Annotated in this window: 23 protein-coding genes; 11 read left to right on the forward strand and 12 right to left on the reverse strand. The window is 58.3% G+C overall.

Annotation, left to right across the window (positions count from 1 at the left end; genetic code table 11):
- Positions 1-5: 5 nt before the first annotated feature.
- A complete protein-coding gene (locus BLT38_RS17595) occupies positions 6-815 on the reverse strand; it encodes a TIGR03435 family protein (RefSeq protein ID WP_231966591.1) in 810 nt (269 codons plus the stop codon).
- 97 nt (positions 816-912) lie between these two features.
- Positions 913-1,755 carry a TIGR03435 family protein gene (locus tag BLT38_RS17600; protein WP_172838334.1) on the reverse strand — a complete coding sequence of 281 codons (843 nt, stop codon included), beginning with the start codon at positions 1,753-1,755 and terminating at the stop codon, positions 913-915.
- A 148-nt stretch (positions 1,756-1,903) separates the two neighbouring features.
- Between BLT38_RS17600 and BLT38_RS17605 the strand changes: the two genes are divergently transcribed.
- The gene (locus tag BLT38_RS17605) at positions 1,904-3,487 is read left to right on the forward strand and encodes a DUF5060 domain-containing protein (RefSeq protein ID WP_083346356.1); all 1,584 of its coding nucleotides are present in this window, start codon (positions 1,904-1,906) and stop codon (positions 3,485-3,487) included.
- A gap of 72 nt (positions 3,488-3,559) precedes the next feature.
- Here BLT38_RS17605 and BLT38_RS20820 read toward each other — a convergent pair whose 3' ends face one another.
- Positions 3,560-4,183 carry a septal ring lytic transglycosylase RlpA family protein gene (locus tag BLT38_RS20820; RefSeq protein ID WP_197674905.1) on the reverse strand — a complete coding sequence of 208 codons (624 nt, stop codon included), beginning with the start codon at positions 4,181-4,183 and terminating at the stop codon, positions 3,560-3,562.
- Positions 4,184-4,658: 475 nt separating this feature from the next.
- Here BLT38_RS20820 and BLT38_RS17615 point away from each other — a divergent pair, with 475 nt between their 5' ends.
- From BLT38_RS17615 to BLT38_RS17635, 5 genes are all read left to right on the forward strand, one after another.
- On the forward strand, positions 4,659-4,868 hold the full coding sequence (locus BLT38_RS17615) for a hypothetical protein (RefSeq protein ID WP_083346357.1): 210 nt from the start codon (positions 4,659-4,661) through the stop codon (positions 4,866-4,868).
- A 4-nt stretch (positions 4,869-4,872) separates the two neighbouring features.
- On the forward strand, positions 4,873-6,009 hold the full coding sequence (locus BLT38_RS17620) for a Gfo/Idh/MocA family protein (RefSeq protein ID WP_083346358.1): 1,137 nt from the start codon (positions 4,873-4,875) through the stop codon (positions 6,007-6,009).
- 120 nt (positions 6,010-6,129) lie between these two features.
- Complete coding sequence (locus BLT38_RS17625; protein ID WP_083346359.1) at positions 6,130-6,402, forward strand: DUF2164 domain-containing protein; 273 nt, start codon at positions 6,130-6,132, stop codon at positions 6,400-6,402.
- Between the two features lie 176 nt (positions 6,403-6,578).
- On the forward strand, positions 6,579-7,952 hold the full coding sequence (locus BLT38_RS17630) for a hypothetical protein (protein WP_231966592.1): 1,374 nt from the start codon (positions 6,579-6,581) through the stop codon (positions 7,950-7,952).
- Positions 7,953-8,070: 118 nt separating this feature from the next.
- Positions 8,071-10,530 (forward strand): ADOP family duplicated permease, encoded by a 2,460-nt coding sequence (locus tag BLT38_RS17635; protein ID WP_083346361.1) that lies wholly within the window; start codon positions 8,071-8,073, stop codon positions 10,528-10,530.
- A gap of 22 nt (positions 10,531-10,552) precedes the next feature.
- Here BLT38_RS17635 and BLT38_RS17640 read toward each other — a convergent pair whose 3' ends face one another.
- Positions 10,553-11,320: an SDR family NAD(P)-dependent oxidoreductase gene (locus tag BLT38_RS17640; RefSeq protein WP_083346362.1), complete on the reverse strand. Its 768-nt coding sequence runs from the start codon at positions 11,318-11,320 to the stop codon at positions 10,553-10,555.
- 95 nt (positions 11,321-11,415) lie between these two features.
- On the opposite strand from BLT38_RS17640, the gene BLT38_RS17645 reads away from it, so the two are divergent.
- Positions 11,416-11,940 (forward strand): TetR/AcrR family transcriptional regulator, encoded by a 525-nt coding sequence (locus BLT38_RS17645; protein ID WP_083346363.1) that lies wholly within the window; start codon positions 11,416-11,418, stop codon positions 11,938-11,940.
- Positions 11,941-11,980: 40 nt separating this feature from the next.
- Here the strand turns inward: BLT38_RS17645 and BLT38_RS17650 are convergent, their stop codons facing one another.
- Together BLT38_RS17650 and BLT38_RS17655 are read right to left on the reverse strand one after the other, a co-directional pair.
- A complete protein-coding gene (locus BLT38_RS17650) occupies positions 11,981-12,334 on the reverse strand; it encodes a nuclear transport factor 2 family protein (RefSeq protein ID WP_083346364.1) in 354 nt (117 codons plus the stop codon).
- Between the two features lie 71 nt (positions 12,335-12,405).
- Positions 12,406-13,590, reverse strand: coding sequence for an FAD-dependent oxidoreductase (locus BLT38_RS17655; RefSeq protein ID WP_083346365.1), 1,185 nt, complete (start codon positions 13,588-13,590; stop codon positions 12,406-12,408).
- A gap of 100 nt (positions 13,591-13,690) precedes the next feature.
- On the opposite strand from BLT38_RS17655, the gene BLT38_RS17660 reads away from it, so the two are divergent.
- Complete coding sequence (locus tag BLT38_RS17660) at positions 13,691-14,398, forward strand: TetR/AcrR family transcriptional regulator (RefSeq protein WP_083346366.1); 708 nt, start codon at positions 13,691-13,693, stop codon at positions 14,396-14,398.
- 265 nt (positions 14,399-14,663) lie between these two features.
- On the opposite strand, the gene ruvA is transcribed toward BLT38_RS17660, so the two are convergent.
- Both ruvA and BLT38_RS17670 read right to left on the reverse strand, forming a co-directional pair.
- Positions 14,664-15,275: a Holliday junction branch migration protein RuvA gene (gene ruvA, locus BLT38_RS17665; protein WP_083346367.1), complete on the reverse strand. Its 612-nt coding sequence runs from the start codon at positions 15,273-15,275 to the stop codon at positions 14,664-14,666.
- A complete protein-coding gene (locus BLT38_RS17670; RefSeq protein ID WP_083346368.1) occupies positions 15,276-16,106 on the reverse strand; it encodes a hypothetical protein in 831 nt (276 codons plus the stop codon).
- A gap of 39 nt (positions 16,107-16,145) precedes the next feature.
- Between BLT38_RS17670 and BLT38_RS17675 the strand changes: the two genes are divergently transcribed.
- The gene (locus BLT38_RS17675) at positions 16,146-16,469 is read left to right on the forward strand and encodes a hypothetical protein (RefSeq protein WP_156785193.1); all 324 of its coding nucleotides are present in this window, start codon (positions 16,146-16,148) and stop codon (positions 16,467-16,469) included.
- A 20-nt stretch (positions 16,470-16,489) separates the two neighbouring features.
- Positions 16,490-17,797, forward strand: a complete 1,308-nt coding sequence (locus BLT38_RS17680; protein WP_083346370.1) for an MFS transporter — start codon at positions 16,490-16,492, stop codon at positions 17,795-17,797.
- Between the two features lie 55 nt (positions 17,798-17,852).
- Here the strand turns inward: BLT38_RS17680 and BLT38_RS17685 are convergent, their stop codons facing one another.
- From BLT38_RS17685 to BLT38_RS17700, 4 genes are all read right to left on the reverse strand, one after another.
- Complete coding sequence (locus BLT38_RS17685; RefSeq protein WP_083346371.1) at positions 17,853-18,641, reverse strand: SDR family NAD(P)-dependent oxidoreductase; 789 nt, start codon at positions 18,639-18,641, stop codon at positions 17,853-17,855.
- 308 nt (positions 18,642-18,949) lie between these two features.
- Complete coding sequence (locus tag BLT38_RS17690) at positions 18,950-19,987, reverse strand: galactitol-1-phosphate 5-dehydrogenase (protein WP_083346372.1); 1,038 nt, start codon at positions 19,985-19,987, stop codon at positions 18,950-18,952.
- Positions 19,988-20,092: 105 nt separating this feature from the next.
- Complete coding sequence (locus BLT38_RS17695; protein ID WP_083346373.1) at positions 20,093-21,214, reverse strand: Gfo/Idh/MocA family protein; 1,122 nt, start codon at positions 21,212-21,214, stop codon at positions 20,093-20,095.
- A gap of 148 nt (positions 21,215-21,362) precedes the next feature.
- Positions 21,363-22,487, reverse strand: coding sequence for a Gfo/Idh/MocA family protein (locus BLT38_RS17700; RefSeq protein WP_083346374.1), 1,125 nt, complete (start codon positions 22,485-22,487; stop codon positions 21,363-21,365).
- Positions 22,488-22,667: 180 nt separating this feature from the next.
- Here BLT38_RS17700 and BLT38_RS17705 point away from each other — a divergent pair, with 180 nt between their 5' ends.
- Entirely contained in the window at positions 22,668-24,500 is a 1,833-nt protein-coding gene (locus tag BLT38_RS17705; protein ID WP_083346375.1) for a M20/M25/M40 family metallo-hydrolase, read from the forward strand.
- Positions 24,501-24,515: the final 15 nt, after the last annotated feature.

A 24,515-nucleotide genomic window follows, 5' to 3' on the forward strand; every position in this document is an offset into this window, starting at 1 on the left:
AAGAATTAATTCGCATCCGGCATCTGCACATGGTCAATCACAATGGTCGGCACCTCGGCCTTTGCAGGCGTCAGCCTCAACCCCAGCTGATCCTTCACAGCCTCGAAGATCGGCGGCGGAGCCTCCTGCCCCGAGCCATTGTCGCCGCCGTTGTTCAGCGCCTCGGGCGTCCACGAGAGTTCCAGGTCATAGCCGTTCTCGCTATGCATATCCGTCTTATCGATGACCGTCCGTTCCACCCGATACGACAGGTTCTCCGCAAACGCCTTCATGGCGATGTGATGCGCCACCATGTGATTGTCTGAAGTGCTCATGCTCGCACCCGGATTTTTACCCGGCGTTCCATCATCATTCTTCGGTGGCGGCGCACTCTCCTTAAACTTCACGCCGTCCGGCATCGCCGTCATCTCAAACACCGGTTGCACCTTGCTATCCATGTGCAGTTGCAAACCAAAGCGCTCCTTCAGCAACGCCTTCACCATGTCATCGCGCTGCTGGCGTGAAAGATTCTTCATCGTCGCCGGGTCAGGATCACTCACCTTCGCAACAATGTCCCACTTTTGCGACTCCGCCCACGGAGGCAGCCCAAAGATCAGCCACGCCTTCACGTTGAAGTTGCCCGCAATCATCTCCTTCAACGAGATGTTGGTCGCCTGCAGGCTGGTCGGGCTGCGATTCACGTTGGTGTTCGTATCGCCCGGCTTATGCGGCTTAATCGTCACCACATCAAACACCGGCAACTGCCCCGTATACGGCGTCTGAGCATGGCACATCGCAGAGCCCACGCCACAAAGGACAAGAGCAAAAGCAAACACGCGGCAACGATTCAAAGTGAGCATAGTGGTGGATGAGGGCGCGAAACGCCGTCACGATGGTATCCGTATCAACCGCCGCATCAGAATGCAGAAACTCTCAGTTCGCATCCGGCTGCTGAATGTGCTCCACCACAACCGTCGGTACCTCAGCCTTACCCGGCACCATCTTCAATCCAAGCTGCTCGCGCACAGCCTCAAAAAATGGTGGAGGAGCATCGGTCCCACTGCCGTTGTCATTGCCCTTGTCGCGTTCCTCGGGTGTCCAGTGCAGATCAATGATGTAGCCGTATTCCGACTTCAGTCCGGTACGGTCCACAATGTTGCGCTCCACCCGATACGACAACGTGTCGGCCAGCGTCGTCATGGTCACGCCTCTGCCGCTGATCAAACCATCGTCCACCGTCATCTGGCTTCCCTGCGAAGGCTTCTCACCGCTCTCAGCACTCGAAGGTGCAGGCACAGCCTTAAATTTCACACCCTCCGGCAGAGCCGTCATCTCAAACACCGGCTGCACCTTCGATTCCTTATGCGCCACCAGTCCCACATGATCGCGCAGCAGGGTAATCAGCATGGCTCGCCGATCGTCGCGGCTCAACTTGCGCATCACCTTCATATCCGGCTCGCTTACCTTCGCTTCAATATCCCAGCGCTGCGAACCAACCCACGAAGGCACCCCAAAGATCAGCCACTCCTTCACGCCGTACGCCTGGCTGATCAACATCTTGAAGGTCACATTGCGCCCCGAGTAGATCGCGGGCGAGAAGCGCTCGCTCACGTCATCATCGCCCGGCTTGTGCGGCTTGATACTCACAACGTCCCACACCGGCAGCGCCCGCGTCTGTGCGGCTGCCACGGGTTCCTGCGCACGCAACGAAAAGCCAGCTACAGGGACAACAAGGAACACAACAAACAAAAGCGCGCGCATCAATCGTAGGCACATCGAATGAAAACTCCCGGGTGTTGGAACACAGAACCAAACATCAAAACGCGATGAAAGGGCGAGGGGTTCGGTTCCTTGGTGTTCCATACGCAGAAACTCCCGCCTCCGTTCCTGAATTTTTGTCTCGCAAACCAGATACGCTATTGCCGTGCGAAACCTCACTCGTCGCGATGCCTTGAAATTCAGCGGAGCCGCCGCTGCCCTGTTGCCCGCCACCCTCACCGCGCAACAACCAAAAGCGCGCCAGCAACACACGCCCATCCCGCAGTGGGAGATCTTCGAACTCACGCTGCAAGGCCCCGCCACCGGCAACCCATTCATGGAAGTCGATCTCTCTGCAGACTTCCGCCTCGGCTACCGCAGCGTTCATGTCCCGGGCTTTTACGACGGCGAAGGCAACTACAAAGTCCGCTTCATGCCTGACACCGTGGGCGAATGGACTTACACCACCGCCAGCAACAACGCATCGCTCACAGGCAAGACCGGCAGCTTCACCGTGACGAAGCCATTCCCAAACGCACACGGCCCCATCGTCGTTCACAACGCGCAGCACTTCTCATACGCCGACGGCACACCTTATTTCCCCTTCGGCACAACAAGCTACGCATGGATTCATCAAAGCGAGGCCCTGCAACAGCAAACGTTAGCCACGCTAATGTCCGCACCCTTCAACAAAATCCGTATGTGCATCTTCCCAAAGCACTACGAGTACAACCACAACGAACCGCCGTTCTACCCCTTCCCGCGCAACGGCACCACCAACGACTACACACGCTTCGATCCCCACTTCTTCGCGCATCTCGAACAGCGCATCCTCGATCTGCAAAAGCTCAACATCGAAGCCGACCTCATTCTGTTTCATCCCTACGACCGCTGGGGCTATCAATCCATGTCGCCAGAGACTGACGCGTTCTATCTGCGTTACGTCGTCGCGCGCCTCGGTGCCTATCGCAACGTGTGGTGGTCCATGGCCAACGAGTGGGACTTCATGAAACAAAAGACCCTTGCCGACTTCGATCGTCTCTTCCACGTTCTCGAAGCAGCCGACGCACACCATCACCTGCGCAGCATTCACCACGGCACCATCATGTACGACTACGGCCACCCATGGATCACACACGCCAGCCTGCAAACCGACGAGTTCGATAAAGCCCCGCAGTGGCTCGCCGCATACAAGAAGCCAGTCATCTTCGACGAATGTAAGTACGAAGGGAATCTCAACAGACGTTGGGGCAACATCAGCGCCGCAGAAATGACGCGCCGCTTCTGGCTCGGCGTCATCAACGGCTGCTACGTCACGCACGGCGAAACCTACCTGCCCGAAACAGAAGAAGCCTTCAACGAAGACACCACACCCACACTCTGGTGGTCACACGGCGGCACGCTGCACGGCGAAAGCTCCGCAGCCATCGCGCAGTTACGCAAACTCGTCGAAGAGTCCGCACCCATACCCAACGCGCGCATGGGCTTCTTCGCACAAGACAAGCCTTACTATCTCAACGCAACGGTCTACGGCGGCGCAGACGGCAAACAGGCGCAAACCATCCTCTACTTCATGGATGAACATCAACCCATCTGGTACGAGTTTCCATTACCGGAAGGAACCTTCACCGCAGAACTCATTGACCCACTCACCACGACCGCAACACCTGTACCCGGCACACACACAGGCAAAACAAAAATCCGCATGAAGGTAAAGTCCCGCCAGGCACTCCGCTTCCGTCGCGTGTAAGTAAAAGGCAAACGCACAAAGGGTCCGCGCAGCGCGGACCCTTTCGTGAAAGTCGTTCTCTCTGAGAAACGGTTAGGAAGCCTTCTTAATAATCTCCAGCTTCACCTTCGCCAATCCCTGCTCAATAATGCCAAGCTCTTTGGCTGCGGCAGACGACAGGTCAATCACGCGATCAGGAGCCAGTGTTCCACGATCATTAATCTTCACCACCACTGACTTCATGTTCTCCATGTCCGTCACGCGGACAATTGTGCCCAGCGGCAAAGTCTTGTGTGCGGCGGTCAGCTTGGTTTCATCAAAGGTTTCGCCACTGGCGGTAGTGCGTCCATTCCAGACCTCTCCATACCAGGAGGCCAGTCCGCGGAAAGCAGTCGCGCGGAAATTCAGAATCGGATGACGCTTCTTCGTCAGTTCCACCGGCGGAGCGGCGGGAGGCGCAGGTGCGGGTGCCAGAGGCTCAACACGTGTGTGTGAATCCACCTGATGCGTCACCACGGTAACCGTGGCGTAAGCGGCAGAAACAGCAGCACCGGTGGCCAATGCCAGTCCCAGGGCAAGCGAGTGACGCTTGCGGGCCAACCGCACAACGGCGCGGCTGCGTAACAGGGTGCGAGAAAGTGATACAAATCCGCGGGTAAATTTCGCGGGGTGGATCTGGAGAGTGTTGTCCGAACCGATTTCGGTTGAGTGGATCAATGAACTGCCTGCTAAACCAGGAGCAATGGGGCGGAGATAAATCAACGAGCGCGCGCGTGTTTCTGCTTGTGCTGGTCACAGGGTAGGTTCGCCGGCTTTCTTGCTGTCGCAAATCGCGACAGTTAAAAACGCACGACAATGTCCCTGAGCTCCGCTGTCTTCCTGTCTTCTTTCTTTGGGATTTGGCGATCTTGCCGTCGCCTTGGCACTTCTGCGCGACTGGAGCGGCACTGTGTGCCTGCGCCTCGCGCGGATTGGGCAGCAGGTGGACTGGTAAGCCCGAAACCTGTCAGCACTGTGGTTTTGGGGGATCGGCAGAACCCTCAAACCTGTGTCAGCCTACCAACTTCGACCGCAAAATACTAGTGTTTCGGCGTATTCTGTCGGGTTCCTCACCTGTAATCAACAACTTACAGATTGCTCAAAGCACACAAAAGGTTGCATCGGGTATCCTCAGAAACTGAGGAAACTGTCCATGGAACTGCCCATCCCCAGCGCTGCCCGCCGTACCGAAGACATCGCGCTCGATCTGCTGAAGTTCATTGCCTCCACCACCAATGTGGTCAAGTCCACCGGCGGCGGTACACCCGGATTCGCTGGCACCGCCACGCCCAAGTCCGACGATCAGGTTGCAGCTCTGCTTGAGCTTTACGGCCGTTGCCGCCAGGCTGTCGAAGCGAAGTAACCCCATGAGCCACATCGCTCCATCCGGCGCCACGGCCATCGCCGTTATCGGCGCCGGAGCCTTCGGGCGCAACCATCTCCGCGTCTATCGCGCGCTGGAACAGGCCGGTGCGGGCATCCGTCTCGCCGCCTGCGCAGACCCCAGCGAATCCGCCCGCGCCGCTGTCGCCACGGAATACGGCATCCCCGTCTTCGCCTCAGTCGACGATCTGCTCGCCGCCGGCCTCGGCATCGCCGCCGCCAGCGTCTGTACGCCCACCGTCCACCACGCCTCCGCAGCCATCGCGCTGCTTGAGGCCGGCATCGACGTCCTGATCGAAAAACCCATCGCCTCATCGCTCGCCGAGGCGGACAGCATCCTCGCCGCCGCCCGCGAACACGGCTGCATCGTGCAGGTAGGCCACCTCGAACGATTCAACCCGGCGGTCACAGCGGCCACCTCGCTCGTCCACCAGCCCATGTTTTTCGAGTCGCACCGGCTCAGCATCTTCACGCCGCGCTCGCTCGACGTGGATGTCGTGCTCGACCTCATGATCCACGACCTCGACATCGTGCTCACCCTCGCCGACTCCCCCGTCCGCGAAGTCCGCGCCGTCGGCCTGCCTGTCCTGTCGAAGAAGACCGACATCGCCAACGTCCGTGTCGAGTTCGAAAGCGGAGCCGTCGCCAACTTCACCGCCTCGCGCATCTCCACCGAGCGCGTCCGCAAGCTGCGTTTCTTCCAGCCGCACCAATACCTTTCGCTCGACTTCGCGCGGCAGGACCTGCTCATGATCGACGTCACAGCAGCCGCCTCCCTCACCGCCACGCAAATGCAGGCACTCTTCGCCGCATCCACCGGCCGCGACGAATCGCACACCGCAGAAGAAGTCGAAGCGCACCTCGCCTCCCTGCGAACCACGCAACAGGCAGCAGACTCACCCATCCCCACCGAGGAACATCCCTCCGCAGGCCTGTCCCTTCGCAAAATACCCACGGAACCCGGCGAACCCCTGCGCCTCGAAATCGAAGACTTCCTCAACGCCATCCGCACCCGGCAGGAACCCCGCGTCACCGGCCACAACGGCCGCAACGCCCTCGCCCTCGCGCTGGAAATCAACGCCGCCATCGCCGACCACCAGCAACGCGCCGGACTGGTTTAGCCGACAGCACGAACCAGCGAAGCTCATACGGTCAAAGACCGTCATCCTGAGCGAAACGAAGTGAAGCCGAAGGACCTGCATTCTTCTCTTCCAACTACGATTTCACTGGAAAGCAAACCCATGTCCATCGAACTCAATCGCCAGCAGCGCACCGACGCCATCGCATCCATCAAACGCTACTTCGAAGAGAACCTCCCCGAGCCCATCGGCGACCTCCCCGCAGGCATGCTTCTCGACTACCTCCTCGAAGAGATCGGCCCGCTCGTCTACAACCAGGCCATCAGCGACGCGCAGTCTCGCCTCACCTCTGTAGTCGCTGACCTCACCGGCGACCTCTACGAAAAGCCGCTCGCCTACTGGCCAACCCTCGACAGCAAACGCAAACGCCGCTGAGGAAACCCCTACAGAACAAAATGGCTGTGGCGTAACATTCGAGAGAAATCGGCTTCGTTTGTGCTTCCTGGGAGGTTCACATTCTTAGAACGATCCTCATCGCGCCCCTCGCCGCTCTCACTCTTCTAAGCGCTCAGGAACAGCACAATCACCCCGCGCCCGAAAAGCTGGGCAGCGTGTCGTTCGCAACGTTGTGCAAGCCTCAGGTGCAACCAGAATTCAATCGCGCCGTAGCGCTCCTGCACTCCTTCACCTACAAAGAGGCGGACGAAGGCTTCCATCACGTAGCCCATCAAGACCCCAACTGCGCCATCGCCCATTGGGGCAGTGCCATGACGCATTATCACCAGCTATGGGATATTCCCCCATCACCTGCGGATACCGCGGCGGCAAAGCAAGAGATCACCCAAGCCGCAGCGCTTCACGCCACAGAACGTGAGCGAGCATTCATCCAGGCCTTCAGCTTCATCGTCAGCGATACCTCAGTCCCATACAGCACAAGAGCATCGCGCTACGAAGAAGCCATGCAACAGATCGCGACAGCGAACCCTAATGACCCCGAAGCACAAGTCTTCTACGCACTGGCGCTCATCTCCAACGCCTCGCCGTTAGACAGAGAACATCGCAAACAGAAACAAGCAGCAGGAATCCTCGAACCGCTCTTTCGCAAATATCCCGATCACCCCGGAATCCCGCACTATCTCATCCACGCCTGCGACAACCAGGAGCTGGCTTCGCAAGGTCTCCCCGCCGCGCGAGTCTACGCAGGCATAGCTCCCTCAGCGCCGCATGCGCTACACATGCCGTCCCACATCTTCACGCGACTCGGCTTATGGAACGACTCCATCACATCCAATCTCGCCGCAAGAAAAGCCGCACAACAGCAGAACGACATCGGCGAAGAGCTGCACGCCATGGACTATCTGGTCTACGCCTACTTGCAAAACGGAGACGATCAAAAAGCCCTGCTCACAATTCAGCAACTCAAGGCAATGAACAACCTGCGCATGAACGACTTTAAGGTCGGCTACGCAGCCACAGCCATGCCCATCCGCTACATCGTCGAACGCCAGAAGTGGAACGAAGCGCAGCAGGTAACGAATCCATCTGACACGGCACCACCGCAAGTCACGGCCATCGCCGTATGGGCACGCGGACTCGGCCACGCACGCAGCGGTCATCCGCAGCAATCAGAGCAAGAAGCCAAAACGCTCCAATCACTCGAAGATCGTCTACAAGCAGCAGGCAACAGCTACTGGACCTCGCAGGTCCAGATCATGAAGCTTGAAATCATGGCATGGTCAGCGCAGGCTTCCCATCAACCCGCGCAAGCCGCAACCATCCTCCGCACCGCTGCCGACGAAGAAGACGGAATCGAAAAACTCCCGCTAACTCCAGGCCCAATCGTCCCAGCCCGCGAACAGTTAGGAGACCTCTTACTCCTACAGTCGAACTCAAAGGCAGCCTCCGAAGCCTTCGCAGCCGCACTGCAAAACGCTCCCGGAAGACGAGGCGCACTGCGAGGCGCCGCTCTCGCTTCACGTAACTGAGGACACCGAAAAACCGTTTATGCAAAAATTTCTTCGACGATTTGTCGAATCAGGGGCCGTTCGCTCGTCGAGCTAGTAAAGGCGGAACCCCCTGACCCGCCTGAACCGAGGTGCGAGGATGTCGTTCGTTCACGATTTGAAAGTAGCCGCACGTTCCCTGTCGCGCGTTCCTGCGCTGTGGATCACAGTCGCCCTTACGTTGGCTTTGGGCATCGGCGCCAATGCCGCCATCTTCAGCGTGGTGCGCGCCGTGCTGCTTCGCCCGCTGGCGAACCAGGACGAAGATCGGCTGCTCTATCTCCGCCAAAGCGCCCCAGGGCTCAACCAGGAAAACGCCACCTTCTCCGTCCCTGAGATCAAGGACATCGGCAGCAACCTCAAATCCATCAAGGAACTCGGCACATTCTCCGAGGTCGACTTCACCGTAGTAGGCCTCGGCACACCTCGCGAAATTCCGGCAGGCGTAGTCGATGGAAACTACTTCGAAGTCATGGGCCTTCACCCCGTCATCGGCCGTCTGCTCACTCCAGCCGACGACGGCCAGAATGCCGCCGGAGCCGTGGTGCTCACCTATAACTTCTGGCGGAACTCACTGCACTCCGATCCCAGCGTGCTCGGCAAAAACGTGCGGCTCGAAGGCCCCACCGGCGCACGCTCCGCTACCGTGGTTGGCGTTCTTGAACCATCCGTTCCTTATCCCGTCGCCACGGAGATCATCGCCAACCTCGTCACCAGCCCGCATCACCTCTCCGCCACCATGGTCACGGGCCGTGAACACCGCATGACCGAGGTCTTCGCGCGACTTTCTCCCAACGCAACTCTGGACAACGCACGCGCCGAAATTCGTAGCGTTTACGGTGCCATGGTCTCCGCGCACCCTGAGGTCTACAAGCCAGAGGACCACTACAAAATCGACGTAACCCGCATGCACGAACAGATCAATTCACGAGCCAACACCATCTTGTGGATTCTCTTCGCCGCATCCGGCCTTCTCTTCGTCATCGCCAGTTCCAACGTCGCCAATCTCGTTCTCGCACGAACCGTCCGCCGCGAATCTGAACTCGCCATACGCTCCGCGCTCGGCGCAAGCAACACCGCACTACGCCGGTCTCTATTAGCGGAAAGCCTCATCCTCTGCGGAAGTGGCGCAGTCGCGGCAGTGGCCTTGGCTATCCCTATGGTCGCCGTCCTCGGTCGTTATGCATCGCGCTTCTCCGTCCGTGCCAACGACCTCACACTCGACTTCAGCCTCGTGTGGTTCGGCGTTGGACTCGCGTTGATCGCCGCCATCTTCCTCGCATACATTCCGCGCCTCCCCTCAGCAGACTCACCACAGGGCGGCCTCTCCGGTCGTGGAGCGCGCGTAGCCGGCGGCAGCAGTCGTCGCCTCCGCATCTTCGCCGTCACGCAGATCGCAGCATCCTTCGTGTTGCTCGCCGGAGCATGCGTGCTCATGAAGACGCTGTTCGTGCTCGAGCAAACACGCCCGCCATTTGCCTCCAACAACGTCCTTGCCGTGAATCTTCCCCTCATGTCCTACGGCAAGACACCGCTGCAGGTCGACGCCTTCTATCAGGAAGTGCAACGTCGCGTCGCCGCACTGCCCGGAGTCGAGCGCGTCTCCTCGGGCTTTGGCACTCCCTGGCGCGATGACCGCGGCCTAAGTATCAGCTTTCAATTCGCCGCGGAAGGCGCCAAGCGTGACAACGGCCAGGACTTCCGCGCGAAGTTTCGTGTCGTATCGCCAGGCTTCTTCGATACCTTCGGCGTGCCCATTCAAGAAGGACGCGACTTTAAAGACAGCGACCGCGATCGCACCGAACGCGTCGTCATCATCAGCCAGAGCCTCGCCAAACTGCTCTACCCCGGCCAGGACGCGCTCAACCGCAAAGTGCAGTGGACTGACGGCGTCATCAAGTTCGTAGGCATCAGCCCTGAGCCAAGACGCATCATCGCCGTAGTCCCTGACTTCGACGACGAAAACATCATCCCCGCGCCAGCCATGACCATCTACGAGCCCGTCGAACAGGAACAGGGATGGACCGGCCGGCTCTTCGTTCGCTCCAACCAGGACGCGTATTCACTCGTCCCCACCATCACCAAAATCGTGCATGACCTCTCCGCAGACCAGCCCGTTGAAAAGGCCAGCACACTCGGCGACGTCCGCGCCGAGGTACTCACCCCGGACCGCCTCAACGCAATCGTCTTCGGCGGATTCGCCGCCGTTGCTCTCTTAATCTCTGTGGTGGGCGTGGCAGGCGTCCTCGCGTTCTCCGTCAGCGGCCGCACACGCGAATTCGGAATCCGCATGGCCATGGGCGCTCTCCCGCGCAACATCCTCACCATCGTCTTGGTCGAAGGTGTGGTGATGGCCGGCATCGGAGTCGCCGCAGGCGTAGCGATAGGCTTCGCAGTCTCCCGCATCGTCGCCAGCTACGTCACAGAGATTCATCAACCCGGCTCACTCGCATTCATCGCCTCCGCCGTAGCCATCCTGTGCGCAGCCGTCATCGCCTCCGCAGTTCCCGCAGTACGAGCCGCAAGGGTCGACGCAGTAGAAGCGCTACGCTCCGAATAACCCGCTGGCCAAAGCTCTCCCGTTAGCTGCGTCCAGCAGTAACACCACCGTCCACAGGCAACACCGCACCGGTGATCCACGAAGCCTCGTCTGAAGCCAGAAACAGAATCGCCTCGGCAACATCCTTCGGCTGACCGTTGCGCCCCAATGGATGAAACGCGTTGAACGTCGGCAGCGTCTTCGCCACCTGATCGTCAGACATGAATGTGTTGTACACAGGCGTCTCCACGACCGCAGGCGCAACAGCATTCACTCTGATCTTGTGCGGAGCCAGCTCAATCGCCAGGTTACGCACCATGGCATGAACACCCGCATTCGCAGCGGAATAAGCCGCAGAAGGAGTAGCGCCGATTGCCTGAATGGCCCACATCGATCCAGTCTGCACAATCGCTCCGCCATGCTCCTTCATCGCCTTCGCCGCAGCCTGCGCAGTAAAGAATTTCCCTTTCAGAATCGTGTCCAGGTACCAGTCATAATCGCCCTCGGTCAATTCAAGAAATGGCTTCGGGTTGAACACACCAGCGTTGTTCACCAACACATCCAATCGACCAAAGCGTTCCACCGCAAGATCAACCGCAGCCTGTCCCGTCGCGGGCAGGGCAATGTCTCCTGCTGAGATCGCAACATTCTTCCCCGTCGAGTCGATCTCGTTCGCCGCTGCCTCAAGCTTCGCTTTGTCTCTACCGTTGATCACAACCCGCGCGCCTTCGCTCACCAGCCGCTTCGCAGTTTCCTTACCAATGCCGGAACCCGCACCCGTCAGAACAGCCACCTTGCCTTTAAATCTCATCTCGCCTCCTTGAAATCTCCCGTCTATCTAGTGATAGATAGAGATTGAAAAGAGCATACCATGGGAAGGTAAGAACAGAGATTGCGAGCCCGAACATGAGTGACATGCGCGACGAATTGCTGGATGCGGCCGAACGTCAAATCCGATCAAGCGGCTACGACGCCTTCAGCTTTCGCGAGATTGCCAAAGAAGTAGGCATCAAGAGCTCAAGCGTCCACTACTATTTCCCAACCAAAGCCGATCTCGGCGTCGAGGTCGCGCGTCGATATACAGACCGCTTCTTTGAGTCATTGCCTGACTCTCCTCAGGACCGCACCAAGGCACTCGCAGACGCCTTTTCACAAGCCATCCGTCGCGATGACAAAGCCTGCCTCTGCGGCGTATTAGGCAGCGTTCACGGCTCGCTGCCATCGCCTGTAGGAGCCGAGGCAAAAAGATTCTTCGAACTCGCGATTGCTTACTTGCTGAACAAACAGCGTTCCACAACTACCAAGCGAGCAGAACGCGAATGGGCATTTCAAGTCGTAGCCCTGCTTGAAGGAGGCATGATCCTCGCCCTCGCCCTCGACGATAAAAACGCCTTCACCGCGCTAACACGCACACTGCCTTCAAGACCATAGTGAACGTGCGCATCACAACTCCTGACAGGCAACGACAGTGTTATGCCTGTGCGTCCGGAGTTTCACGAGGATAGTAAAAAGCCTGTATGCCTTTGATCTTTCCGTCTGGAATGTGGATGAGATCAAAGACGTGATCCACGCCGGCTATCGTCTCCATGTCGAACAGCGTTGCAACGTAATCACCCTCTACGATGTGCTGCTTCAACTCAATGCCCTTGACCATCGGCAGAATGCTCGACAGAAACCCTAACACCATCTGTCGACCTTGAAGCTTAGGCATGCGCGGGCCTTCAAACGTTACGTCATCTGCAAAGGCAATCTTTGAAGTGTCCTTCGTTGAGAAGCAATTCAAATACTCCTCAACCACCGCAATCATCTGCTCGCGTGACGACATAGATTCTCCTGGGGATCACAAAACCAACTTGCCGCTCGCATCCTGCTGGACCATTAAACAAGATGAACGAGTTAGCAGTTTTTAGTCGTCTGTTTAAACCGTGTCATTTCAGCATCACCAAACCTACGAAACAACGCCACCACACGATCAGCAGCATCCGGCGCATAGAACATCTCTGTATTCGTCATCGTGTCTGCCGTCATGTGCTGCATCCGGGCGAACATCTCCGCCTCATACTTTGCAATCGCCTCAGCAGATGACGCTTCATGAAGCAGAAGTCTGGACAGCACCAGCGCATCAAGCATCGCCATGTTCACGCCTTCCCCTGCATACGGTGGCATCACGTGGGCTGCGTCACCAATCAGCGTGACATTGGGTTTTGCATCCCAATGTTGATCAGCCGGGCAAACCAGCAGCGGACGCCACACCATCGACACAGCCTCCCGAAAGAGCGGTTCCCACAACGTACTCCATCCCTCAAAGTTCGCGTGGAACCATGCCACGCGTTGCGCCGGGGTGCTCGCTTCTTCAAGGCTCTCCCTCGCAGCAGTGTCCTGTGTCTTCAGCCCCACATAAACCAGCACACTGCCATCGGGCTTGGTTCCCATGCCAATCGTCCTTTCGCCACCCAGGGCGATCAACGCGGATCCACCAAGAAGCTCCCATAGCTCCGGTATCGTCTGCGCCCCCGCACGCACAAGGCACTCCACCAGCGACACGCCCACATACTCTGGCCGGATCGGAGTCACTAATTCACGTAAACGAGAGTTCGCACCGTCGCAGCCAATCGCGATATCGGCAACGGCTGTCCTCCCACCCGCAAAACGCAGCAGCACCTGTTCGCCCTGCATCTCTGCAGCTTCCAGCTTGCAATCCCATTGCACGGTGCCAGGTTGAAGTGAGTCGAGCAGAAGATCGCGCAACGGACCACGCTCAATCTCCGGACGCTTCCCGGCACCCGACATCTGGCGAGGATGGTCATGCAGAACCGTTCCCGCAGCATCGGTAAGGCGAAGTCGATCAAGGTCAGGCCGATGGTTCGCCCAGAACGCATCCATCAAACCGGCAGCTTCAAGCGCCGCCAACCCGGAGTTCTCATGCAGGTCCAGTGCGCTACCCTGCACACGCGCACTGCGGCTCTGGTCACGCTCATACACCAGCACCTGTGCGCCACCCTGCTGTAGTAATCGGGCCAGCGTCAGCCCACCCGGTCCACCACCAACAATCGCAATCTTCTTTCCATCCAGTCCACTCATACATCGAATCCTCAGGGCAGTTCCGTCCGATCAAAGCGCCAGTGGAACGCCGTTCCATTCATATTGGAACGCTGTTCCATTTCTGTGTCAAGATAAAGCCATGGTGAAGCAGCGAAAGGGCGGTCCAAGGCGTGAAGAATCCCTTTCACGCGAAAACATCATCCAGGCATCCATTGAGCTGCTGGATAGCGATGGTGAAGAAGGGCTGACATTCCGAGCGCTTGCTGAACGGCTGGCGACTGGTCCCGGTGCTCTCTATTGGCATATCGCCAACAAAAGCGATCTGCTCATTGCAGCCTGCGACAGCTTGGTCGCCCGAACAATGAGCCAGATTCCGGTTACCACCCCGAACGAAACGATTCGTGCCGTAGCGCTCGCCCTGTTTGACCTGATCGACGCGCACCCCTGGCTAGGCTCAGCCCTCACAAGCTCTCCGGGAGCGCTCCCTGTCGTGCGTGTTCTTGAGCCCATCGGCCAGCAGATTCAAGCGCTCGGAGTGCCTGACGATCAGCAATGGAATGCCACGGGAACATTGATGGCCTTCATCCTGGGCGTCAGCAGGCAGAACGCCGCCAACCGGCAACTCGCAAGAGCGAAAAATCTTGATCGCGCCCACTTCCTCGACGTGGTGGCCACCGCATGGTCACAGCTCGACCCGAAGGAACATCCGTTCGTGAGCACCGTCGTCGGACGGATACGAAACCACGATGATCGCGCAGACTTTCTCGCCGGAATCGATGTAATCCTCGCGGGCATTGCATCACTGCAATCCAATTCACGTCCTCCACTCAAACGTCAGCGTTCGTGAGTGAACCAAAGCACCGCCGCAACAGCACGCTGTCAAGCCCCTTGACCACTCAAGCCCAACAAATCAAAGCAAATAGAGCTGGCATGTTATTTCCCCGAACTCACTAAAATAGAAACAGAAGAGAAAAGGGCCACGCACGCGCGGCCCTAACTCCTTTAGAAAGACGATTTTGCCTCTAACCCCAATGGGCAGACGATTTTAGCGACATCCGCGCCGTAACCCCAATAGAAAGACGATTTTAGAAAAACAGGGGGGAGGGGGTACCCTACCGGATGGCCTGCATGCTGTAACGGAACAACGCATCGAAGTCCGTCCGAATCGTCAGTTCAGAGCTTTCGTGTTTCGCAATCGCCGTCTCCACGGCGCGCTGAGCGCTGTCGCGCTTGTAGCCCAGGTTCACCAGCGCAGACAGCACATCGTCCACCACAGGTCCGCCCTGGAATCCGGAAGTCTGCACAGGTGCAGCGGCCTGCAGATCGTCCAGCTTGTCCTTCAGCTCCAGCACCACGCGTTCGGCAGTCTTCTTGCCAATGCCCGGAATCTTCACCAGCATCGCAGTGTCGCCACCGCGAATAGCACTCACAAGACGCTCCGCCGAAAGTCCACTCAACACCGTGATCCCCAGCTTCGGCCCAATCCCGCTGACAGTGATCAGCCGCTCAAACAGGCGCTTCTCATCGCGGTCGGTAAAGCCGAACAGTGCAATCGCATCCTCACGCACCTGCGTGTTGATGTGCAGCGACACCTCAGCGCCTTCATCCGGCAACGAGGTGAACGTGGTCACGCTGATGGCCACGTCATAACCAACACCGCCGCAGTCCACAATGACAGCGTTGGGCGACTTGGAGAGCAAACGTCCGCGCAGGTGAGCAATCATCTAGCCGCGCCGCCGATACAGGATCTGGAACTGGTAACCGTCATTCGGCGGGAAGAGCCTGCTGATGGCGCGCAATCGTTCCGCCAGCGCGGGTGCAGCAAGCAACGGATACTCGCGCTCACGCAGGTCGCTGTAGTCGAAGTCCATGAATACGCTCAGCAGGTAGATCGCCAGCGAGTCGGCAAACGCCGCAGCATAGTAGCTGGTCCGAGCCTTCTCATCCACGGTGCCACGCGGTGCCGACCCCCGAGCCCGCGCATCCAGCTCGGTCACGGACACACCCAGCGCACCCGCCCGGTCCTCCCACGCATCAATGGACGTCTCACCGCGCACATTCGCAGTCACTTGCTTCCACAGCAGCTCACTGAAGCTTGGCGGAACGCCAATCGTGTCGGTGAAGTTATGCGCGATGTTGATAAAGAACTCGAATGCCAGCGCAAATCGGTCGGTGTGGAGGCGACTGCTGAGGAAGACCACTTCCTTACCGTCCACCTGCGCATTGCGGTGGCAGATAGCGCGATCGGCCAGCGCCAAACTGTATGCAGGCGCAATCAGCGTCCGGTCGATCAGCGGAAAGGCAGCGGTTTCGCCGCCCTCAAGTCGAGAGCCACTCAGCGCCAGTGGTACAAACACGTACCGAAAGCCAGTCAGGCCGTTGCTGATACCGGTTGGAACGGTTCCCACCAGCCGCGCAATCTCGTCCGCCGTCAGCGACGGCAGATCCAGACGCCCCAGCGTGGCGTACTGCAGGCCATTCGGTGCGGTCGTTGCCTGCGCCTGTTGCGTGGCCTCTTCCGGTGTTAGTAGATCGGTTGTCAGAGCCTCAGCCATTCAAGCGGTATTCTAATGGCTGAGGCAGCCGTAATTCACATGGCAGACACATCCGCATCCCGCCCGCAGATTGCACCCGGCTACACCGGCCCCCGTTTCCTGGGCGCGCCCGTAGGCGACTTCAGCGTCTTCCAGACGATTCTGCTGTCACTGGCCAGCGGCGCTGTGGCCTTCTTCGCGGGTACCTTCCTCGCCATCATGTCCATGCTGGTGATGACGATGTTCGGCCATAAGCCAGACTTCTCCATTGCCTACCGCTGGGTCGGCGCCCCGCTGGGCATCGCGGTCCTCGTGATCGCCGGGGTATTCCTCACCTCTGCACTCGTCAGCCGCATTCGTCGTTCGGCACAAGCACCGCGATAACTTACACTGGCCTCACCTTCATGGCTGGCGAAACCTACTACGCAGATACCTACGCACCCGCGGAACGCTACCGCTGGACCATCGGCGTGCTGCTTGGTGTGGGCGTGCTGGTCAACTACTTCGACCGCGTCAACCTGTCCGTATCGCACGATGCGCTGGTAGATAGCTTCGGCATCACGCCGCAGGTCTTCGGCCAACTCTCCGCGGCATACTCATGGACCTATGCCGCCTGCCAACTCCCCACCGGCGTAGTCCTGGACCTCTTCGGCGTCCGTAAGGTCACCCTATGGTCGGTGCTCATCTGGGGCATCGCATCGCTCGCCGCAGCCTTCGCGCCGGGAATCATATTCTTCTTCGCTGCGCGACTGTTGTTGGGTATTGGTGAAGCACCAACCTTCCCTGCCAACGCAAAGGCCGTTGGAGCGTGGTTTCCATCGCACGAGCGCTCCCTCGCAACAGCGCTGTTTGATGGATCTGCAAAGCTGGCGAATGCCATTGGTGTTCCGCTGCTTGGGTTGTTGCTGCTGGAAGTTGGCTGGCGTTGGTCGTTCGGCTTCACGGCGGTATTGTCGTTTGGATACATGGCGCTGTTCGCTATCCTCTACCGCGAGCCGGGACGATTCTCCATGCGCAACGTCATCCGTACGCCGTCGCTCGTTCCCGGTGGTGATGCAGCGCAGATCATTGCGCCTCCCATTCCACTCGGACAGTTGCTGCGTCAGCGGAAGATCATCGGTCTGGCGATTGGCTCCGGTGCTTACAACTACGTCTTCTATCTGCTGATCACATGGCTGCCAACGTATCTCGCACAGGCACAACACATCACCCTGCAACAGTCGTTCCTGTACACGGGTGTGCCTTGGTTGGTGGCGGCCGCTTGTGGCTTCCTCATCGGTGGCGTTTTGGTGGATGCGCTCATCCGGAATGGTTATAACGCCAGCACGGTGCGGCGTACGGTGCTGATTGGTGGAACCATCTGCGGGCTTGGGATTTTGGGTGCGGCCTTTGCGCATACCGTCAGTGGCGCGCTGATATGCATCACGCTATCGATCGGTGGATTGTCTGCAGCATCGCCGGTTATCTGGAGTCTTCCATCGCTGCTGGTGCCGAATACAAGCACTGGTAAGGTTGGTGGGATCGTTAACTTCGCGAACCAGATCTCTGCGATCCTTGCGCCTATCGTTACGGGGTATACCGTGGGGGCAACGCATAGCTACACGCTGGCCTTCGCTATTCCTGCGATCTATATCGTGATCGGGATTGCTTCGTACTTCGTGCTGCTGGGGCGCATTGAGCCCATTGATGTGCGTGAAGCTCTCCAAGGCTAGGAACGTCCACAAGAGTCTTACTCTTGCGGACGTTGCATACGCTTTGTGAACTCTCTTACTTCTTCACCAGTGCGCGCGTTGCGCCTACTGAGATGCCGCCGTCGATCAGGATGGTCTGTCCTGTGACGTAGCGGGATGCTTCACTGGCTAGGAAGACTACTGCTCCGTCCAGATCGTTGGGTGCGCCGGGACGCTTCATCGGGATGCGTTCGACCAGATACTCAACCCAGCCTTCATCCTCATACATGGCCTTGTTCTGGTTGGTCTTGAACCATCCGGGCGCGAGGACGTTGACGGTGATGCCGTGCTCGCCCCAATCGTCTGCGAGTGACATGGTGAGTTGCTTGATGCCGCCGCGGCTTGCGCCATATGGTCCAAGTCCAGCGGAGCCACGCACGCTGGTTACGGAACCCACATTGATGATGCGACCGTAACCCTGTGCGATCATGTGTCGTGCAATGGCTTGTGCCACAAAGAAGGGGCCACGCAGATTCGTGTCGAGGATGGCGTTCCAGTCATCCCATGTGACTTCCAGCGCGCGCTTGCGGATGTTCATGCCTGCGTTGTTGACCAGGATGTCGACCTTGCCGAACTGCTTTGGTGCGGCTTCTGCGAATGCCTTAATGCTGGCTTCATCGCGTACATCGAGCACGAGAGCCTTTGCTTCGATGTTCATCGCTGCAAGCTCTGCAATGAACGCATCGCAATCGCCGGCCTTGCGCGATGTGACGATCAGCTTCGCTCCAGCACGACCGAGAGCGCGTGAGAAGTATTGTCCTAGACCGCGGGATGCGCCCGTCACAACGGCCACTTGGCCGGTTAGATCAAACAAGTTTTCTGCCATCTTTTCTCTCTCGCCTGCAGGTGCCGGGCGGGGGTACCCCCCTCCCCCTGTTTTTGCAAAATCGTCTTTCTAAACGGGTTACGGTTTTAGTGTCTGTAAAATCGTCTATCTATTGACGTTAGAGGCAAAATCGTCTTTCTAAAGGGGTTAGAAGCAGCGAGTCAGCAGGTCAGCGAGTGAGCTAGTTCGTTCGCTACTTCTATTTTAGTGATTGAGCGGAAATAGCATGCCAATTCTATTTCTTTTGATTTGTTGGGTTTGAGTGGCTTTGGGGCTTGACAGGATTGTATGGACCCCTCGCCTGCGACCTATTCGTTTGGAGCCACCACGACCTTCAGCAAACCCGCCTCACGCGCGTGCAGGCGATCGAAGTAGTTCGCTGCATTTTCGAGTGATGAAACTGCTGAGATGAGCGGCTTCACTGTGATTGCGCCGCTTGCCATCAGGCGGATTGCTTCGGGATATTCGCCAGCGGAAGCGCATGATCCCTGGAGACGAACTTCGCGTGTGACGACACGTTGCAAGGGCAGCGGTACTTCCGGCTGAATGTTGCCGATGAGTGTGACTGTGCCGCCGCGGCGTACGCATTCGATGGATGCGACGACAGTTTCACCGCGACCGACTGCTTCGAGCACAACGTCAACACCTTCGCCGCCGGTGCGCTTCAGTACTTCGTCGATCAGTTCTTTGCCGCTCATGTGAAGCGTGTCGGGGATGCCTACTTCTTCGGCCATCTTCAGGCGTGCCGCATCGACGTCTGCAATCATCACGGACCTGCATCCCTTAGCGCGTGCAGCCTGTGCGGTGAGCAGACCGATCATGCCTGCACCGATGACGAGAGCGGATTCTCCGCCCTTCATCTTGGTTACATTCACGCCGTGCAATGCGATGGAGACAGCTTCCAGCATCGCGGCTTCTTCCATGGGGAAGTCTTCGGGCAGGCGATAGAGAATGCGCGCGGGAACGCTGACGTATTCGGCAAACGCACCGTGGCGGCGGAACTCATTGCATGACACGCCGACGACCTGGCGGTTGTTGCAGAGATTCACTTCGCCACGCTGACAGTAGTCGCACTTGCCGCAGTAGACGGTGGAGTCAAAAGTGACGCGGTCGCCGGGCTTCCACTCCGTTACGTCAGCGCCAACCTTTTCGATCACGCCTGCGGCTTCGTGGCCCATGATGATGGGAGGAATGCGGCGTCCGCTGCTGCCGTCGTAACCGTGTACGTCGCTGCCGCAGATGCCACACGCACCCACGCGGATAAGAACCTCTTCCGAGCCAATCTCAGGCACCGGAACATCCTTGACCTGCAGCTTTGAATACTCTTCCAGCATCAGCGCTTTCATCGCAAAACCCTCGCGAATTAGCTTACTGCGGAAGGTATACAAAACACGAACGCAGCGCCTTCGGCTATTCACCGTGGGCGCTGCGTTCTGTATTTCGTTTGCTGCTTACTGCGGAAGCGGCTTCAGTGTGATGGTCTTGCCTTCCTTGATGGAGGTGCGCGCTGCATCCAGAATCTGCACTACAACCATGTTCGTTTCCAGTGACGACAGGTCGCCCTTGGGGTCGATCTGGTGATGCAGTACGGCGGCAAGGTAGTCCAGTGAATTGCTTTGGTTCTGCGGAAGATTCGGTGCGGGATAGATGGCGGATTCCACCTTCTGGCCCTTGTAGCGCGAGATGATGTTGCCCGGTCCAACGGTGAACATGGTGCCGCCGTTGCCGTAGACCTCCATGTTCTTCACGGCGAAGCTCCAATCCCAGCTTGGCATCAGAATGGCCTGCATTTCGGGATAGGCGACGATCACAGTGGCATCGTCTTCGGTGCGTGTGTAGATGTCGGGCTTGTGTGTCTGCGCGAAGGCGGTGACGGATTGCGGCGTTGCGCCTTTGTTGATGACAGTGGCCAAGTCAGCACCGTAGCAGCCGAAATCAAACAGCGCACCTGCGCCGTTCTGCTTGGGGTCGGTGATCCAGGGCAGCCACTCCGGGCCTACACCAATCTCCTTGGGACCTTCGTGGCCATCGCGCACCAACACCTTGCGCACGGTGCCCAGTTTGCCAGCCTGAATCTCCTTCAGCGCTTCGGCGTTGCTGTTGTACCAGGTGGTTTCGTAGTTCACGAGCACCTGCACGTTGTTCTTGCGCGCGGCATCGCGGATGGCTAACGCATCTTCCACGGTGGTGGTGAGCGGCTTCTCGACCATGCTGTTGATGTGGTGCTTCGCAGCAATTTCAATGACCTTGCGATGTTCCAGGATCGTGCCGTAGCCAAGCACCGCATCGGGATGTGTCTTCTCGATCATGGTTTCTTCGTCGGTGTAGAAGAGCGCGGGATCAAGCTTGTACTGATCGCGATATTGCTTTGCGAGAGCGGCGTCGGATTCGACAATCGCGACGAGCTTTGCGCTCTGACTGGTGGGCAGGTTATGCAGAAAACCCTTCACATGGCCGTGTGTGAGGCCCACGATGGCGACACGGATGGGCGTGGCGGCCTGCTGGGCTTGAACGGCTACGGTCAAGAAGAACAGAACAGCAAACACATACGAAAGACGCATGAGGCGAAGCATAGAGGGACCTTTCAAAACGCAGGATCGTCAGAAGCGGGAACCACAGCATGTTAGTCCGCTGATATATCAACCGTCATGACGAATGAGAGACAAAAATAAAGGAGGCGCAAGTTGGCCTTGCGCCGCCTCTATTTGGTTTGGATCTGATTTACGGCAGCGGCTTCAGCTCCACGGTCTTGCCGGTTTTCACGCTCTCTCGTGCGGCGTCCATGATCTGTACGGCCACCATGTTCGTGTCGAGTGAACCGGGGAGCCAGTGGTCGTCAACCTGATTGCGTAGTACGGCGACCAGGTAATCCAACGAGCTGTCGCGATTCGGATTCACAGCCGGTGCCGCGGACTGCGTTGCCGTCTTGTCTCCCTTCAGCTGCACGGACACATCCTCGTGGCCGACGGTCTTGACCTGTCCCTCTTCGCCGAACAGCTCGAGGTCCTTACGTGTGGATGAGAAGCTCCACTCCCAACTGGGCAGCAGGACGGCCTGGAATTTTGGATAGCGGATGATGATGGTCGCGTCGTCATCGACCTTGGGATAGTTCTTTTCGTTGTCGGTTTGCGCAACGGCGGTTACGCTGATGGGCATTTGGCCTTTCAGCATGAAGGTCACGAGATCGGCGCCGTAGCAGCCGAAGTCATAGAGCGCGCCTGCGCCGTTCTGTTCCGGGTCGGTAAGCCATGCGACAAATTCCGGTGCGGAGTGCAGCGGTCCGGCGTGGCCTGCGTAAAACACCATCTTGTGCAGGGTGCCCAGCTTGCCGTCCTGAGCCATGGCAATCGCAGCGTTGTTGCTGGGGAAATAGCTGGTGTCGTAGTTGGTGAGGATGTGCACGTTGTATTGCTGCGCGGCTTTGCGCATGGCCAGTGCCTCGGGCACGGAGATGGCCATTGGCTTTTCCATGATGCTGCTTACATGATGCTTCGCGGCTGCGATCGCGACTTTTGGGTGCTCGCTGTTCCGGATGTACATGAGAATCGCATCCGGCTTTTCCTTGTTGAGCATCGTCTCCAGGTCGCTGTATGTGGGGATCGACTCGAGGTGAAAGCGATCCACATATTTCTTTGTGAGCGCGGTGTCCGGTTCTTCAATGGCTACGAGCTGAACATTGGGATTGGGGTTGGTTACGAATCCATTCAAAGTGCCGCTTACATGGCCGTGCACCAGGCCGACGATGGCCACGCGGATCGGCTTTCCTGCAGAGGCGGTTTGTGCTCGTACGGAGGGCGCGAGCGCTGTGAGCAGAACAAGAGAAAGCAGTCGGAGAGCGGAACGCATACAGGACCTCGGCAGGAAATTCGCCACAAAGGCATGGATTTGTGGGTGCGTCCGCCAGCATAGCTGGTTCGTATTACCGAGAGGCGACAGATACGTGCCAAATGGCGCGGCTGCTACCGTGTAATAACATCTTTTTCACACAGAAATTGTTTTCACCCTGTTTTGGAGGCACCACCCGCTATGTCCCGTACTTTTTCGGCACTGCGTCGCGGCATTTGTACCGCCACGCTGCTGTCTACTGTTGCTGTTTCGTCCATGCCCGCGGCCTTCGCGCAGAAGAATAAGTCTGCTGCCGCTGCTACTGAAGAGAAGAAGACCGTTCCCAGCTATTACGGCGCGCAGCCTGCTACGGAAAACGTTGATCTGGGCATCTATGCGCAGATTCGCAATGAAGGTCTGCTGCACTCGCACGTAATGGAGTACATGGAAGGTCTGTCCGACGGCATTGGCCCGCGCCTGACTGGTTCGCCCAACATGAAGAAGGCGAACGAGTGGACGCGTGATCGGATGACCGATGCTGGCCTGGTCAACGCGCATCTGGAAGACTGGGGCGAGTTTGGCATGGGCTGGAAGCAGATCAATAGCTGGGCGCGCATGATCACGCCGGACACCGAGCCGGTGTGGATTCAGGCGACACCGTGGTCGCCTGCTACTAAGGGTTCTGTAACTGCCGATGCGGTTCTGGTGGAGTTCAACACGCAGGCTGATCTGGCGAAGTACAAGGGCAAGCTGGCGGGCAAGATTGTTCTGCTGGGCGCGCCGCACGCGATTGTGGATCTGACGGAGCCTTTGTTCTCGCGCTACACCGACGCTGAGCTGAAGGAAATGGAAGGCCCGGAGACTCCGCGTGGTCGTGGTGGCGTGAATGTTCAGCAGGCGCTTGCGGATCGTGCGCGTCTGGCGCAGCTTCGCGGTGCGGCATTGAAGATGATGACGGAAGAAGGCGTTGCGGCGATCATCACGCCTTCGCGCGATGGCGGCAAGGGCGGCGGTACGGGCATCATCTTTGACGACAACGGCGCGAACCTGGTCCGCGGCGCACAGGTCAAGGAAACGGCTGTCACCATTCCGAATGCAGTGACGACTGTTGAGAACTACGGTCGCATCTTCCGCTTGCTGCAGCACCACGTTCCGGTGCAGATGGAAGTGAACATCCAGACGGAGTTCACGGGCGATCACGAGCACGGCTTCAACACCGTTGCTGAAATCCCCGGCACCGATCCGAAGCTGAAGGAACAGGTCGTGATGGTAGGCGGCCACCTGGATAGCTGGATCTCCGGCACGGGCGCCACGGACAACGCTGCTGGTTCGGTTGTTGCGATGGAAGCTGTGCGCATTCTGAAGGCACTGAACATCAAGCCGCGCCGCACCATCCGCATTGCTCTGTGGAGCGGTGAGGAGCAGGGGCTGTACGGTTCGCGTGGATACGTGAAGCAGCACTTTGGCGAGATCACCACGCCTCCGGGTGGACCTGCACCGGGTTCGGATGCAGCCATGATGGCTGCGCTGGGCATGGGCGGACGCAATGCTCGTCGTGGACCGTTGAAGACTACCAAGGAGTGGGAGACGCTGGACGCGTACTACAACCTGGACAATGGCACCGGCAAGGTTCGCGGCGTGTACACGCAGCAGAACTTTGCTATTGGTCCCATCTTCGCGCAGTGGATTGCACCGTTGAAGGACCTGGGCGTTACGACCATCACCAACCGCAACACGGGTGGAACGGATCACCTGTCGTTTGATTCGCTCGGTCTGCCTGGCTTCCAGTTCATTCAGGACGATATGGATTACGAGACGCGCAGTCACCACTCCAACATGGACACGGTGGAGCGCATCCACGAAGACGACCTGAAGCAGGCTGCAGTGGTGGAAGCAATCTTCCTCTACAACACCAGCGAGCGTGAGGCGATGATGCCGCGTAAGCCGTATCCGCATCCTGAAGAGGACTCGGATCGCAACGCACCGTTGAAGAACCTGTATCCCACGGCAGTTTCGGGCGCAGATAAGCAGTAACGCAATCCGCAAGAA

It is taken from the genome of Terriglobus roseus (genome assembly GCF_900102185.1).
Lineage (GTDB): Bacteria > Acidobacteriota > Terriglobia > Terriglobales > Acidobacteriaceae > Terriglobus > Terriglobus roseus_A.